Raw genomic sequence first — 16,645 nt, forward strand, 5'->3', positions numbered from 1 at the left:
ATAGATTTATATATTATATAAAAATCTTAACCATTATACGCATTAAAAAATTCTCAAGAGAATATAGATCGGCGGGTATAGTATGAACATATTTAAAGGGTTTCTAATTTCATCAATTGCAATGACCACATTTGTAGGAACAGATCTAATTTTACAAAATGATAGTATTCATAATAAAGTTTACGCTGAATCTTATAATGTCACATACAAAGAAAGAGATTCACAGGAAGAAAGATTAGTTGTAAAGTTTAAAAATCAAATTGACTTACCTTATGAAGATGGTATTGAGAAACGAATAAAAAATGGGGATTATGATAACAATTTAAAGAAGTTATTTTCCGAAAATACAGAACTTACTTTGAATCGTCTGTTCTCATCTGTAAATCCGATAGAGATTGAAAAGTTATCAGTACAATCTAAATCAGTTGCTAATGAATCAGCTAATAATTTATTAAATTATTATATTGTACAAGCTCCTAATAACATAGAAATAGAATTATTACTGAAAAAATTTGAAGCATCTCCTCTCGTAGAGGAGGCTTATATACAAGAAAAACAAATTTTGACACCTCCTGAAATACAGTTACCAAATTTATCTGTTAATCCGTACGATGATCCTAGATTTACAAATCAAGGATATCTTGAAGCGGCACCAAAGGGAATTAATGCCTCGCATGCTTGGAGCATTAAAGGTGGTGACGGAAAGGGTACAACTTTTGTGGATATGGAATATGGATGGTTATTGAACCATGAGGATCTAGTTAATAAAAATATAAAGCTTATGTCGGGACAAAATATAAGCCAGCATAGAGCTCATGGTACTTCTGTATTAGGAATTGTTTCATCTGAAGATAATCAAATTGGAAATATTGGAATTGTACCAAAAGCAAATGTAAAAGTAATATCCCAGATTAGGGACAATGGAATTTATAATACAGCGGATGCTATTTTAAGTGCTGTACATAATTTACAAGCGGGAGATATTCTTTTATTAGAGGCACAAGCTTCGTATGATGGGTATGGGGATAAATATTTACCTGTAGAAGTACATCCAGATATTTTTGATGCAATTCGTGTTGGTGCAGATAAAGGGATTATTATTATAGAAGCTGGCGCAAATGGTTCAAACGACTTAGATAATTTTAAAGATCGTAATGGAAAAAAGATCTTAAATCGAAATAGTCCAGACTTCAAGGATTCAGGTGCTATTATGGTTGGGGCGGGATCATCAACTGTTCCACATAAACGTTTATGGTTTTCAAATTATGGAAGTCGATTAGATGTATATGGATGGGGAGAAAATGTTGATACAACATCAGCAAATCCAAGTCAAAATACTACAAATTTATATACATCAACATTTAGTGGAACATCAAGTGCTTCACCAATTATTGCTGGAGCAGCAACTTCGATTCAAGGTATTGCTAAAGAACATCGAGGTTCTCCTTATACACCAGCCGAATTAAGAAATATCTTAAGTAATCCGAATACAGGAACAAAATCTCAAGATCCGTGGAATGATAGAATAGGTGTTTTACCTGATCTAAAATCTATATTAGATAACTTAGGTTTTAATTCAGATATACCGGACTCTTCTAGTATTTTAGAAGGAAACCAGTTTGCATGGTCACTAAAAGGAATTAGTGATTTCGAGTTTGCAAAAATTAATTTCAATAAGTCAACAGAAGAAATGCAAATCGACTTAAAAGCAGGCGTACCGCATCATTATTTTAATGAAACGTATGCGAGTATTAAAGTACAAAATGCATCAGGAAAAGTAGTATACAATAAAGACATTTATGGAAACAAACAACAAAATGCTGAATCGCAAAGAGTTCCAGTCAAAGTAGGAGACTATATTGAATTAACACATCTAGAAGGTATTCATAGAGCTACTTTAACAAATGTAGGTAATAGTAAACAAGAAAGCTTTGGAAAAAAAGCAATATACCAAGTTACAAAGGAAGGTCTGAAGAAAGCAGAAAAAATGCCCGAAGCTACAATTTTAGATGGAAATCAATTTGCATGGTCACTAAAAGGAATTAGTGATTTCGAGTTTGCAAAAGTTAATTTTAATAAGTCGACAGAAGAAATGCAAATCGCCTTAAAAGCAGGCGTACCGCATCATTATTTTAATGAAACGTATGCGAGTATTAAAGTACAAAACACATCAGGAAAAGTGGTCTATAACAAAGAGATTTATGGAAACAAACAGCAAAATGCTGAATCGCAAAAATTTCCAGTCAAAGTAGGGGATTATATAGAGTTAACACATCTAGAAGGTGTACATAGAGCTACTCTTACAAATGTAGATAATAGTAAACAAGAAAGTTTTGGAAAAAAAGTCATGTACGAAGTTACAAAAGAAGGCTTGAAGAAAGTAGAAAAAATGCCAGAAACAACGGTTTTAGATGGAAATCATTTTGGGTGGTCTTTAAAAGGATATAGTGATAGAGAAATCGCAAAAGTTGATTATAATAGGACAACAGAGAAAATGCAGGTGAATTTAGAAGCAGGCGTACCACATTCTTACTTTAATAATACGTATGCAAGTATTACAGTAAAGAATTCGACCGGTAGTGTTGTGTATAATAAGGAAATAGTAGGAAATAGACAACAAACTGCTGAAATCCAAAAGGTGCCCGTAAAAGCGGGAGATTACATTGAGATTACCCATATGGAAGGGGAAGCAGTAAAGGAAAAGACACGCGCTACACTTATTAACCTTGAGAATAATAAACAAGAATATATAGGCAAAAAAAGAACCTATCAAGTTACTTCAACGGGATTAAACAAAATAGATTAACATGAAGAACCTTCTAATTATTAGTTAGATGCAAATAGTCGTTCATTATGAACGACTATTTGGCTTTTATTTAAAGAAAAGTGAAATGAAAATACTCTCTCTTTTGTATATACTCTCCTTGCCATCAACTGCTACATTTGTTTATCAGGGGGTAAATTTTAAAAATGTGCTTGAGAATTGATAAATGTTTAAGTGTTATAGATTTGAGAAAAAAGAAACAGAATAGTAAGGTATTTGTTGATAAATCCTCTCTTTCGTTACAATATTTTACATATTTGGTATGATATATATATGAGTTCTATGTATATTAAGGGAGGAATGAGAATGAAAAGTTTCATAACACGTGCAAGTGGTAATACAATCTCAAAAAGGTTAGTTTTAATGGTGTTGTCGATGGTTTTAATGATATTGATGATTACACCATCGAATGATGTATCGGCAGCCAATCTATCAAAAGCAGGTTCACTAAAAGGCGTAAATTTATTTAATGGAAGTTGGACAGTTGCTATACAGGCAGCAAATTTACAATATGTTTCGGCTGAGCCTTCGGGAAATATAATAGCAAATCGTAATGCAGTTAATGGATGGGAGAAATTCGAATTAATTTCGACTGGGGAATTATATACGTACGCTTTAAAAGCTAAAAGTAATGGGAAGTATGTTTCGTTTGAGCCAAATGGTAGAGTAGTAGCAGATCGTACATCAATTGGTGCATGGGAAAAGTTTATCTTATATAATGGTGGAGACAATAGGATATATGTATTACAAGCACTAAGTAATGGTAGATATATATCAGCAAATGGTGGTAGAGAATTAACAGCTACTAGTTATGTAGCTGGAAGCTGGGAAAGATTTGTTATTGTATACTTCTAAACTTTGAAGTGTTATATATCTAAATGATAATGGCATGTTTAGTTGGTATAAATACCTAATACAATAAAGTTTTAAGCATGTAATACAAGTGTATATTAACGTGTAAAAGGGCTGCAAATAATTAGCAGTCCTTTTTGCATGGACTTACTGAGGTTATAATGAGAAGAAAAAGAACCCTATAGGGTTCTTTTTCAAGGCATATTAACAGTAAGGAGAATCATGAAATGCTACTTCAAATCTTTATTAGGGGAAAGATTTTGAAAAAGCTTAACACGTATTTATTTTTACATAAATGTAAGATGTAGTAAATTGATAATGTTTATACTTACTATTACTAATATTCAATTAAGATAGTTAATACTATTTGTATGGTGTTAATGAAGTACATATTTAGAAAACTAATAATAGCCCCAAGTTGGTTAAATATGTCTAATATTATATTTTATTTGTTAAAAGAGCTTATAGTTATATCATTTCAAAAATTAATTAACATTTAAACAATTTTAACTGAAATTGGATGTGTATTAAATAAAATAGACAAAGACCCTGTAATAAATACAGGGCCGGATACAGGGTTAAGGGAACGCATAGTTTCTTAATATCATAGTAGCATATATTCTTTGTATAGCTACATGAGGATTTTGACAGAATTAAGAACAAGACAGAAAATCTGTAGGAAAGTAAATATAGTGCTGGAAATGTGATTTTAAATTAAGCTATAGGTATATTGAAATGGATGAAAACTCTTGAGTACCATGATTAAATTGCCTTTAATTATGAGGTTTAGGTTAGAGGGATAATTGGATCTTACTGAAAAGAAAAAATGTTTTTTAGATTAAAAGAAGAAAAGACACCTTTTGGGTGTCTTTTCTTTAGGTAAACAGTTCACATATTGCTGAATTAGATACGAAACCATAATTCGACTACGAAGTAAATCCTAACATAATCTGAACAGAAAAAATATGTAATATTACATTTTTAGTTTTTAATTATTTTATTCAATATAGAGAAGCAACGTAAATAAAAGGGCATGCAGTAGTATCTGCAGCCCTTTTTAGGAGGAACTCAAGACATCATTAGGACACGTATTGGAAACAGGTTCAAGAATAGTATGTGTGAAAAGAAAAAGTCCTATACCAAAAGTAGACAGGACCTTATCTTTTTTACATTTTAAAAAATGAAATTCTGTCCTTTTGAAATCAGTACAGCACAGACTTGGTTCGAAATGAAATTAGAAAAAGTATACATGAAAATGGCAGACAACTATTTTGTTGCCTGCCGGTGCCAGTGGGTTGAATGAGTTAGTCAATTCAATAAATTGTGCTATCCCATTACCAGAAGATTGAAGCCGCTAGTTCAAACGGCTTAGACATAGTTTGTCTAATAAAGAAAAAATTATGAGTAGAAATTTTGTTTGCTCTATATGAAAAGATAAATAGATATTCATCAGACAAGGATAATTTAGCATATCTTGAATAGGGTGTAGGAATGAATTAAAGAAATGGATATTTGTTTAGGAAGGGACTGACTCAGGAGTGGGACTTTCGGACAGGGTTTGGGGAGCGGTGATTGCCTTTGGCATTGCGACTAATATCGTTGCTTGTATAATGGCAGTATACATTCAAAAATATGAGCTAATGATAAATCATCTTACAAATATTTTATTTTTAATAATTATCTCTTTAACGTTTATAAAGATGAAAATTAACAGATGGGTGGCTTTAGGATTTACATTAGTTGTAATAGAGAAAGGTATTAAAGCGGGATATGACTTCTACACACATAATTATTATAGTGTCAGTTGGAGTTTAGCTATTATTGTCTATTGCATATACGAGATGGAAAAGTATCATATTGAAATAAACGAATAGGCGCAACAAAAAGGTGTTAGTAGGTGGAATTCTTTTTAAAATACTATAAAAAAGACACTACAAGAGTGTCTTTTTTTTGAAAATACTCTATAATTAACTTTGGGGAAGGTAATGTTAGAGTATTCGTTTAGCATTATCTTTATATTTGATAAACCATGAAATCGAAAGATTTTGTGGTTTATTTTATGAACAATAGATATTACAGTATTGGCAGTGAGCTATTAATCATTTTAAGCATTAGGGGAGAATGGATTAAAAGTCTAACATCGAATAACGGTTCCGGAATATAGTGTTGCGAAATGATCTCCCATATCCCAAACGGTACTTGCCTGTATATAGCCCTTAAAGCCTTCTGAAGAATAATAAATCTCTTTTGGTATACTTTCTTTAGTTTGGAAATGTGCTTTAGAGTACTTTACATAATGGTTTTTAACAACTTTTGCTTCTGGAACAATAGTGTTTTTTTGTTCCAATGTTGGCCTAGCACTAGAAGGTGGTATGAATTTTACATTGTCTTGGTAATTAGGATCTAAGGTGTCAGCTTGTACACTGTGTGACGAAACAAAGGTGCTTAGACTACTTCCCGCGATTAAAGTTGCAAATACTAACTTTGAGAATTTTGTTAATCTACTCATTCTATAATCTCCTTTTTATTATTTTGTAAGGTATCTCCTTACACCTCACAGTCTATATCCACTACAAAAGGGTGTACATACATATTGATAGACAAAATTCTACAAAATACCGCATGTTTTTGGGATTTATGTATAATAATCCAATGTCTAATAGTCTATCAAAAGTAAAAAGTAGGTCTTATATAAAAGAAAATGAATAATTTATGCAGGTAATGTATATGGAATTATTGTTTAAATATTCTAAAATGAGTTGATAAAGATGTTGGTAGGTTTTTTGGAAAACAAATAATTTCCTAGGTGAAATTTGGAAGGAAGATTCTCTGTTAGAGTTTTTATAAGGGAATTCATTTTCGTAGATTCAAAATGTAAAAATAACTAAAAGAGCAAGTGTTTCAATGGGTAAAAAGCTATGTTGAGTCTTTTTTCTCTGTCGGTGGTCGTCTAATCAATGAAATGACGGATGCTTATGATAGTTTGTGTCTAGCAACATTCGTGTATAAACGAATGAATTAAGAAAAGGGTGAAATATTGGATAACTCGAAATGGATACCTTTAAGTAATGTTGATGATGATGAGGAAATTTGGGTAGGAGCAAGAGTTAGGTTGTACAATGTTGGTATGAATAGAGAAGATAAAGAAAATAATTTCTATGAATATATTATTTCTTATATCTACGACAACACTAAATACTTACAACTAACTAATTTAACAACAGGAAAAGCAGGTTATATTATTTGTGCCATTGAAAAAGAATTACCAAATAATTATGCTTTGGGCAGAACATTAAAGCAAAGAATAGGTTTAGAAAATACCTATTTTAGATTTGAATAATCAACAAATAAGGGAAGCACCAACTCTAAGGTGTCTTCCCTTATTTAATACTTTTTATCAATAATCAATATTAACAGAGCCTAAATAAAAAAGTGAGAAAAATGATAAACATTCTTCTCACTTTCAGCAATTAGGGTGGCATATACATAAATATGCGTTTGGGTGGATTTTTGGATGAAAAATCCACATGCATAGTATAACAAACTACATAAGGTAGATTATATGTAATATTGCATATAGGGAAAGATTCTTCTATAGAAATAAAATACAGTTTATACTGAATTATTTATTTATTATAAGTTAATAATATATTATCGGATTTTATATCTATTACTTATGTATACGTGTTACAATGAATTTCTCCAATTTATTTTATTCTTTTATATAGAATTTATGGTTTAGTTATCTCTTACAACAAAATCGGCCGTAGTAAATGATTCATGAATAGTGTGATGCATTTAGAATGGTTCAAAGGCTGTTAAACATAATCATACAAAGAATAAATTTATGTAGTTATTTTTTAGAGAATTTATTATGGTAAAGACTTCATCCGATTTGAATAGCGCTAAATTAAAATTTTTATCCAATCAAGGTCAAATAATATCTGTTAAATGAAGGGTATGTTTCATCCATTTTATTGGGAACAATTCGTAGTTTTAGAATTGCTGAATATGGAAAGATAACATATTCGAAAGGAGGATAGATAAAACGCTGCCTGTGAAATTTAAATCGTTAAATAAGGAAGTTGAGATGATAGGATTTAATAGGGGTTTCATTTCGAATGGTACTGTAAATATATGTAGAAAAAATAAAGGAGAAAAATTTAAATAAACTATATCAGTAGTAAAAGTGAAAGGGAGAAGTATCTAGTGTTTAATATAAAAGAAAGATTGGGACAAATAAAGCTTAAAACGAAGTTGTCTATGGCATTTATTGCAATATTAATTATACCAAGCCTTATCGTAGGAATATCATCTTATAATAAAGCAAAAACAGATCTTAATGAAACAATTTTACAATCAGCACAAGATAATATAAGTATTTTAGATAAGATTGTTGATGATGAATTAGAAAATAAGCAAACAGATGTCTCTCATTTTGCAAAGGTACTCACACAAAGGGATTATAATCCTGAACAATCGCAAAATGTACAGAGTAAATTTGATCAATATATACAGTTACATCCAGAGATAGAAACGATTTATACGGCATCCAGTAACAATCAATTTATTCATGCACCTGTTGGAAAAATACCAGAAGGGTTTAATCCGTTAGAAAGCAGTTGGTATAAGGATGCAGTAAAAGCAAATGGAGAGATCATTGTTTCATCTCCATATAAATCAAAGGCTACAGGAAATATGGTAATAGCAATTGCAAAGCAAAATGCAGATAAAAGTGGTGTCATTGGCGTAGATTTGAATATTAAAGATATAGTAAAAACATCCAAAATGATTAAAATTGGAAAGCAAGGATTTGTATCTATAGTCAGTCAAGATAAAACAATAGTTATTCATCCATCACTAAAGCCAGGAGAGAAATTAGAGAAAACTTTAGCGGATGAACTGTACAAAAAAGAAGATGACGTAATTACTTATAGCCTTAACGGGGAAGATCGAAACATAAGCTTTAAGACAAACAAAAAAACAGGTTGGAAAATAGCTGGCGTAATGCCTACGAAAGAAATTGAAGAAGCTACCAATCCTATTTTTTATAAAACGCTCACTATAATAGGGGCTTCATTATTGTTAGGTGGAATTGTAATTTTATTCATACTTAGATCTATTATTAATCCACTAAGACAATTAGTTATTTCGGCCCAAAGAATTAGTCAGGGAGATTTAACCGAGAAAATAGATATTCGTTCAAAGGATGAACTTGGTCAATTAGGCGGTAGTTTCAATACAATGGCAGAGTCGTTACGTAATATTATTTCTCAAATTAACACATCTGCAGGACATGTAGCTGCGTCTTCTGAGGAACTAACTGCTAGTGTAGAACAAGCAAGCGTTGCGACGGAACAAATTACAAAAGAGATGGAAGAGATCTTGAATAGTGCAGAGGTTCAAAATAATGAAGTTGAGTCTGGAGCTGAATTAATTGGTGAGGTAACACGAAATATTCAATATGTAGCTGAGAATGCATCTGAAGTATCGGCTTCATCCATATATACAAAACAAAAAGCCAATGAAGGTGAACAATTAGTAGAACAAACTGTAACACAAATGCAGTCTATCCATCACTCTGTTTCTCAATCCGATAATGTAATAAAATTATTAGATAAGAAATCGCAACAAATTGGAAGTATATTAGAAGCGATTCAAAATATTGCGGAACAAACAAATTTATTAGCATTAAATGCAGCAATTGAAGCAGCTAGAGCAGGAGAACAGGGGCGAGGATTTGCAATTGTTGCCGATGAAGTTAGGAAGCTAGCAGAGCAATCATCCGATTCTTCGATGGAAATTGGAAGTTTAATTAAGGAAATACAAGCAGACGTACATGAGACTGTAAAAGCTATGAATGAAGTAGGAGTAGAAGTACAGTCGGGAATTAAGGTTGCGAATGATACAAAACAAAGTTTTTATGAGATTTCAAAATCTGCAAATGAAATTGTATCAAAAGTACATGGTATGGTAGAACTATCAAATAAAATGACAACTGATGCAATGAAAGTTGATACATCGATTGATCAAATAGCTATGGCTGTAAAAGAGAATTCTTCAAGTATGCAAACGATAGCTGGTTCATCTGAGGAACAACATGCTTCTATGGAAGAGATAAATTCTTCAGCAATACAATTAGCACAGATGGCGGAAGAACTTCAAGAGTTAATTGGTGGATTTAAGATTTAAGTTGAGATTCTAGGAGAGAATGCTAGAATCTTGTTACAGAGTGGAAATGAAAAATCTTATAACATAGTATATAAGTATAATACGTACTCTCTACACGTATTGAACAGGCAGATAAGCCATTTAAAAACCCTCCATTTGGAGGGTTTTTAAATACATTTACATTAAATTTGTTGTGGTGCACCACCAACACTATATGAAGGAGTAGGATAATGACCATGAGTAGCAAGCTGATTTGTTTTAGAAAACTGAAAAATTCCCACCGTTAATACCCCAATAAAAGCAATGCCTGATAATAATAAGCTAATTTTTTTCATTATTTTAACACTCCTTTTGCGATTGATTTTTGTCTTGCCTGATAACAAATATGGAAATAGTCACTTACCTTTTGGTAGTTCTCTAATTGTCTACATTTTGTGGCAAATAATTCAGCGTATTCGACAACATATTCCCATAACTCTTCTTTCTCAAAGTATAAGATTCCTTCTTGAATGATTTTTTCTAATTCTTCCAATGGAATGTTTTCGTTTAAGCTTTTTAAAATAAAGAAGTGATGCATATATTCTTCGTTATGGATTTCTCTGCAGATTTTTAATCCCTTAACAATGAGTTTGCTAGCCGTCGATTGTTCTCCTAACTTATAATGTTCCTTAGCTTGTAGGAAGATAGCCTTGAAGTGTGTAGGGATTTTCTCTGTTACTTCTGAAAGGTGGCGAATAGCTAAAGTAGACATACTTTGATCAGAATACAGCCACCCCATAGTACTTTTTACGTATAACAAGGAATCTTCTACCTTATTCTTTTGTAGTAAATCAATTGCACATTGTAGATATTCTTCAGCTTGTTCGTACTGTTTTAAATAGATGCAGCAACCACCTAACAAACTATTACAAAAGGCTGTTTTTACTTCATAACCTTCATATTTTGAAAAGATTACTCTCGATTTATTTGCGTATTCGATAGAAGCAAGCATGTTATAGGTATGGTGATAAAAAGTAGCAATTCTATAGTAGAACTCAGCGTGTTCAATTTCATCTGGTATGTCTACTAATATCTTTTCTGCCAGTTTATAATGTTCCTCTGCCTCAGTAAAATTTGATATAAAAGTGGAATGAATGGATTTAAAAAAGTGATAATAGAAGCGTAGAAAATGGTCTGTAGGCATATCATAGTCACTAATGGCATCAAAGCTATTTTGTTGAATACCAAGGCTATCTGTTAAGACATTATAACGGAATTCAAGTAGTGAATAATATAGTAACAAATTTTGATCTTGATGTTCTTGATTTGGCTCAGTACTTAATTTGCTGATTTTTTCATCAATTTTCTTTTTTAGATTAGTAGCTTTTATAACTTGTTGAGATAGCATAGATCGATACCAGTCGTTTAATAGAGAGGTTAACTGCTCATTTCCTTTTACTGAGACACTCATAATATACGCCCCCATCTTATAGAAATATCCTAATCCAATTTAATTGTAACTATCATAGCAAAATAGAAGAAAAAATAGTATGATTTTACAACTTTTTCAAGAAAATTCAGAAAATAATCAATTGTTGTCGAATGTACTTAGAATAAAACATCCAAAAATTATCAAAAAATGATATGAGTCTTTATACGTTCTATTAGGTGAACTAAGAAACTGTGATTGAAGATTTATGAAATTTCCTTTTCTTAAAACGGATCAATTACATATTACTTTTTAAATTGTTTATCAGATACTATAGTATGTATTACAAACAAATATATAAATCTTGTGTGTGTAAATAAGAAGAGAATAAAGAAAACAAAAAAAGAACTTGTAAGAATTCCTACAAGTCCTTATTTAGATAATGTAAAAAGGTGAAACAGAATACCTCATTATTTTTAATAGGGAAATTATCTTACTTATGGCTTGGTTTTATAGAAGATTTGTTCTTATTGTTGATTAAAGGGAAATTTAAGATTGGTAAGGGGAAAGTGCATAAAAGAGAAAGTCTCCTTTACTTATTCTGAAAAGATAATTCAAAAAGCTATTTGTGTATAGAATAAGCTATGCATAAATTCATCAACATTGGTGATAATAAATAAGAGAATCAATATATAAGCATAAACTTGTTAAAGCTCAGTGTAATTCTATAAATAGTAGATATAATTATCTGAAAAATAACATTATTTACTTTTCGAGTAGGGTAAGTAGAAAAAAATAGGAAGTTTTTCTTTGAAGAAAGCTCTTTTGACAGGAATAGATTTTTTCATAACTAGAACAAATAAATTAATAATCGCATATACTGTATTGTCGTTAAAGCAAGACATTATTTTCTCAGAACAAGGGAATCACTAGAAAAATACGTGATTCCTTTATTCTTCAATATAATATCAATAGTTGATTTGAAATAACCGAAGAAATAAAATCTTTGTTAATGGACAATCACATAATTTTAGGTATAGTAGGTTTATAATTTAGACTATAAAAATTAATGTGTCTTTTATTATTTAACCAAGAAGACTCACTCCATAAGGAACTCACAGCAAGTATGAGCATGTGGGAGTAGTTCAAAGCATGCAATATTGTTTGATTTGGCTAATACATAGATTTATCATCTCAGAACTGGTGTAAGAATTATAATGTTTATACCATTCTATTGTATTTTCTAAAGTCTGTTGTAGGGACCATTTTGGCTGCCAATTAAGATTGAATTTTGCTTTGCTAATGTCAAGATTCAGTAAATTTGCTTCATGGAAATTTATTGGACCTATATTTTCTGCTGTCCAATCCCCGCAGCCCCAAATATCTAGTAAACTGGTCACTAATTTTTCTACTGGAACAATATTGCTTAGGGATGGCCCGAAGTTCCATGCTCCTGAATAAAGGATACCATTATTTATAATTTTTTCTGTAAGGAGTAAATACCCGCTTAAGGGTTCTAGTACATGTTGCCAGGGTCTAATAGCAGTAGGGTTTCTAATAATAATGTTTTTGTTTGATTCTAATGCTCGTATACAATCAGGAATAATTCTATCTATTGACCAATCGCCACCACCAATTACATTACCAGCTCGAACGCTTGCAATTATTTTCTTGTGTTGAGAAAAGTTTTCTTCTGAAAAGTAAGAATTTCGATAGGAAGAAATTAAAAGTTCGCAGCATCCTTTACTTGAGCTATATATGTCATGGCCGCCCATAGGGTCAATTTCACGATAACCCCAAGGCCATTCTTTATTTTCATAGCACTTGTCACTTGTCACCATAATTCCTATTTTAGCTGATTCATGTAATCGAATTGCCTCTAGTACATTCATAGTTCCTACAACGTTTACCTCGTATGTTTCTCTAGGATATTCATATGAATACTTAACTAGAGGTTGGGCAGCTAAATGGAATACAATTTCAGGTTTATAATCTGTAAAAACCTTATTTAATTTATTAAAATCTCTAATGTCTCCACGAATATCAATTATATTATTTTGAAGGTTAGTAATGTTAAAGTTATCATTTTTATTTTTAGGATCTAATGAATATCCGATTACAGTAGCACCTAATTCATTCAACCATAGGGATAACCAAGAACCTTTAAAACCAGTATGTCCAGTAATTAAAATTGTTTTTCCGTAAAAAGCATTATTAAAGTTTTGGTTTAACAATTAGTCCACCTCCTTTAGTACCCTATTTTTAGGGGGTTAGGTATAAATGTTTATTATTTTTATACCAATTAACAGTTTTTATAATTCCTTCTTCAATATTAATTCTAGGTTCCCAGGAAAGAGAGTTTTTTATTTTTTGCACATCTGCTTCAGGAACCCATCTTTCATTTGTTCTAGAGGAAATTGCACCGTAATTTGGTCTGGAATTGGTTTTCAAATGTTTGAATAATAATTCTACATAATGTTTCAAGGGGTGAATAGTGCCGCTCCCAATATTAAAGATTTCATTTTGTACAGTAGTATTTTCTACTGCTAGGATACAGGCATCTATTACATTTTCTATATAACAATAATCTCTTAATTGATTACATAAAGTTAAATTTACATCTTTGTTTTGTAATACTCGCAAGATTATATAGCTAAAAATTTTATGCGGCTCTTCGCCTTCTCCGAATATGCCAAAAGGTCTTAATGTTATAAGATTAATATTGTTTTCGCTAGCAATTTGATGGGCGAGTATAGTAGCAGCAGCTTTGGTACTTCCATAGATATCCACAGGAGTTAGTAACATATTTTCATGAATAGGTTCCATCTTGTTACCGTATTCAGAACTACTCCCAAAATTGATGATTTTTTTACAATTCACCAATTTTGCTGCTTGAATAATGTTACAAGTCCCTATAACATTTGTTTCTATAGCATGGATGTAATCTGTATGGGCAGAATTTACACCATAGGCTGCCAGGTGAAAGATATAATCGGGATTAATTTTCTTTATTGCATCTTGTACTTGTTTTTTATCTCGTATATCTATTTCATAGGTTTCAATATATTTTAGAATATCCTTTAGTCTCCAAGAGTTTGATGGTGTTCTTATGAAAAGAACAATTTTTGCTTGTAAATTTAAAAGTCTTCGTGCCAAGTGAGAACCAATAAAACCGTATCCACCAGTAATAAGGAAAGTTTTATTTTTAAATGAAGCAATCATAGTGATAATCTATCCTTTATTAAGATGTATTTTTAGTTGCTGAAATAAATAGATTTATTTTTAAATAAGGAAAGTATCAGTCTTAATTGTGATGAGGGGAGGGGTATTTAAAATGATTTTTTATTGTTGTTGTATCAATTTGGTCAGCAAATAAAGAGGAGGGAGATTTTTGAAAAGTATTATGAAGGGTATGACATGTCTTGTTCAATTGTTCAATATAAGGAATGTATATATAATCTAAAACTGCTGGAGGTAATTCTAAAGTTTCTTGTTTCCATAAATCGAACTCGTTTGGATTAATAATTTGCATACTTCCAAAATGAAAAGCTATTAATTCATCTTGATCAATAAAAACTTTATTATCTGTTTTAGATATAGAACTGCTATTTAAAATGACATTCCAAGGTGCTGCATCAATACCTTTATGAGTCATGATTTTTATATTAGAAAAGATGTTAGGAATGTGATTTAAATATTTTTGGTCACCCCATCTATTCATTTCAACATCATAATGATTATTACAATATTCTAGGCATTTATCTTTCCACCATGTTAAAATTTCTTTACTATTTTGATCGTTTTTGAAGCCTACTAAACCAGCTTGGTATATACCGTGTATGCTTTCAATTGCAGTAGAGCTTCTTTGAGGGCAAAGGAATACAGAGTATTTCCACCACTCATCAAGAATGATATTAGGTGCTGTAAAGAAATACATATCAGCATCACAATATATAATGTGATCAACTTCCGGATAAAGACTAAGGACATGTAGACATAGGGGCGCTTTTAATGTCCAACAATATTCTTGTAAACTTCTATCATTTTTTATACTGAGGAGTTCATGATTTTCAATTTCTTTTACTGGAATTAGTATGGCGTGCTTTAATTTTAATTTCTCTAATATTTGATAAGTTAAATCATCCATACAACAGATCCATACAGTAAATTTAGCGTTGAAATTTTCTAAGGAATAATAAGAGGTCAATCCTTGAATTAATCGTTCTTTACTTATAATCATGGAAAAGTTCATAAAATGATTGGATTGATTCATTTTTCTTCTTAATTGTGAATCTTTATATAAAGTTTGAGCTTTATTTATATCTTTTTTACTTAAAAATTGTTTAGTATCTTTATTGAATTTATCCTTTAATTGCTTTAAAACAAATTGAATTCTCTCTAAATACGGAGTGTAAATATGGTTTAATATATTATTGGGTATTGAAATTTCTCCCAAAGACCAAAGGTCAAAATCATTTTCAGTAAAGATAGTAATACATGCAAAATGGTAAACAACTAGTTTGTCGTTTTCAATAAATACATCGTTTTTAGTCTTGTCAATTTTATAATCGTTATTATATATACAGTTCCAAGGCGCAGCATTTATACCTAAGTTATTTGAAATTTTTACTTTTGGAAAATATATAGGGATATAATCTAAATACTTTTGGTCTCCAAATTTCCCCTCCTCAGCCTCGGCACTGCACCAATCTATACATTTATTTTTCCACCATCTTACACTTTTTAGTCCATAGAGATCATTCTTAAATCCAATTAGACCGGCCTGATATTTTCCATACATCTTTTCTACCCAATCACGATCTCTTTGGGGGGTTAGGAAAATAGAATGGTCACCCCATTCCTCAAAAATAATATTAGGGTCAGAGAAAAAGCATAAATCACCATCACAATATAGAATAGATGGTAAATCATAATTGACCAATAAATATTCTATCAAGACAGATTTTAAAGTCCAACAATATTCATTTACTTTTCTTTTTCTCTTAATTGCTTTTAGTTCACGATCTTCTAATTCTTCAACTTGTAAAAGGTTTACATTAATTAAACTCATTTCTTTTAATAGTGAATATGCAAAAGGATCTATACAACAAATCCACAATGTGAATTTTTCTGAGTACTGCATTAGTGATTGCTGTAAAGCAATAATTTTCAAGACATACTCACTACCTACAATGACGCAGAAATGATTATTTAGATCATGTTGTTGATTATAGAATTGGGGATGTCTTTTTTGAGTATTTTTTTTGGAGAGATTTGAAGCTTTAATTCCTGTTGAAAGTGGGTTAACTATTTTCTCATTAGAGGGGATATACAATCGAGGTAAACTTATTTTTTTATCATTAGAGTTCAATGCTTATTCAGTCCTCTCC

At 31.0% G+C, this 16,645-nt stretch carries 11 protein-coding genes; 5 read left to right on the plus strand and 6 right to left on the minus strand.

The window, feature by feature from the left end; genetic code table 11:
- Nucleotides 1-82: 82 nt before the first annotated feature.
- The 3 genes from BM089_RS16515 (at nt 83) to BM089_RS16530 (ending at nt 5,550) form a co-directional block, all read left to right on the plus strand.
- Nucleotides 83-2,806 carry a putative mucin/carbohydrate-binding domain-containing protein gene (locus tag BM089_RS16515; protein ID WP_090977458.1) on the plus strand — a complete coding sequence of 908 codons (2,724 nt, stop codon included), beginning with the start codon at nt 83-85 and terminating at the stop codon, nt 2,804-2,806.
- 324 nt (nt 2,807-3,130) lie between these two features.
- Nucleotides 3,131-3,679 carry a fascin domain-containing protein gene (locus BM089_RS16525; RefSeq protein ID WP_000834557.1) on the plus strand — a complete coding sequence of 183 codons (549 nt, stop codon included), beginning with the start codon at nt 3,131-3,133 and terminating at the stop codon, nt 3,677-3,679.
- A 1,535-nt stretch (nt 3,680-5,214) separates the two neighbouring features.
- The gene (locus tag BM089_RS16530; RefSeq protein ID WP_000524431.1) at nt 5,215-5,550 is read left to right on the plus strand and encodes a hypothetical protein; all 336 of its coding nucleotides are present in this window, start codon (nt 5,215-5,217) and stop codon (nt 5,548-5,550) included.
- Nucleotides 5,551-5,810: 260 nt separating this feature from the next.
- On the opposite strand, the gene BM089_RS16535 is transcribed toward BM089_RS16530, so the two are convergent.
- Nucleotides 5,811-6,185: a hypothetical protein gene (locus BM089_RS16535; RefSeq protein WP_000088962.1), complete on the minus strand. Its 375-nt coding sequence runs from the start codon at nt 6,183-6,185 to the stop codon at nt 5,811-5,813.
- Between the two features lie 546 nt (nt 6,186-6,731).
- Here BM089_RS16535 and BM089_RS16540 point away from each other — a divergent pair.
- Together BM089_RS16540 and BM089_RS16545 are read left to right on the plus strand one after the other, a co-directional pair.
- Nucleotides 6,732-7,016: a hypothetical protein gene (locus BM089_RS16540; protein WP_090977645.1), complete on the plus strand. Its 285-nt coding sequence runs from the start codon at nt 6,732-6,734 to the stop codon at nt 7,014-7,016.
- Between the two features lie 869 nt (nt 7,017-7,885).
- Nucleotides 7,886-9,868, plus strand: coding sequence for a methyl-accepting chemotaxis protein (locus tag BM089_RS16545; protein WP_139213274.1), 1,983 nt, complete (start codon nt 7,886-7,888; stop codon nt 9,866-9,868).
- Nucleotides 9,869-10,029: 161 nt separating this feature from the next.
- Here BM089_RS16545 and BM089_RS31110 read toward each other — a convergent pair whose 3' ends face one another.
- From BM089_RS31110 to BM089_RS16570, 5 genes are all read right to left on the minus strand, one after another.
- Complete coding sequence (locus BM089_RS31110) at nt 10,030-10,182, minus strand: hypothetical protein (RefSeq protein WP_000724110.1); 153 nt, start codon at nt 10,180-10,182, stop codon at nt 10,030-10,032.
- Complete coding sequence (locus BM089_RS16555; RefSeq protein ID WP_090977461.1) at nt 10,182-11,297, minus strand: Rap family tetratricopeptide repeat protein; 1,116 nt, start codon at nt 11,295-11,297, stop codon at nt 10,182-10,184. The genes BM089_RS31110 and BM089_RS16555 overlap by 1 nt, the downstream gene beginning before the upstream one ends.
- Nucleotides 11,298-12,400: 1,103 nt before the next feature.
- The gene (gene rfbG / locus BM089_RS16560; RefSeq protein ID WP_000934344.1) at nt 12,401-13,489 is read right to left on the minus strand and encodes a CDP-glucose 4,6-dehydratase; all 1,089 of its coding nucleotides are present in this window, start codon (nt 13,487-13,489) and stop codon (nt 12,401-12,403) included.
- A 28-nt stretch (nt 13,490-13,517) separates the two neighbouring features.
- The gene (locus BM089_RS16565; RefSeq protein ID WP_000561952.1) at nt 13,518-14,477 is read right to left on the minus strand and encodes an NAD-dependent epimerase/dehydratase family protein; all 960 of its coding nucleotides are present in this window, start codon (nt 14,475-14,477) and stop codon (nt 13,518-13,520) included.
- A gap of 82 nt (nt 14,478-14,559) precedes the next feature.
- Nucleotides 14,560-16,626: a hypothetical protein gene (locus tag BM089_RS16570; protein ID WP_001087519.1), complete on the minus strand. Its 2,067-nt coding sequence runs from the start codon at nt 16,624-16,626 to the stop codon at nt 14,560-14,562.
- Between the last annotated feature and the right edge of the window lie 19 nt (nt 16,627-16,645).

It is taken from the genome of Bacillus sp. 5mfcol3.1 (assembly GCF_900114335.1).
GTDB classification, from domain to species: Bacteria; Bacillota; Bacilli; order Bacillales; family Bacillaceae_G; genus Bacillus_A; species Bacillus_A thuringiensis_S.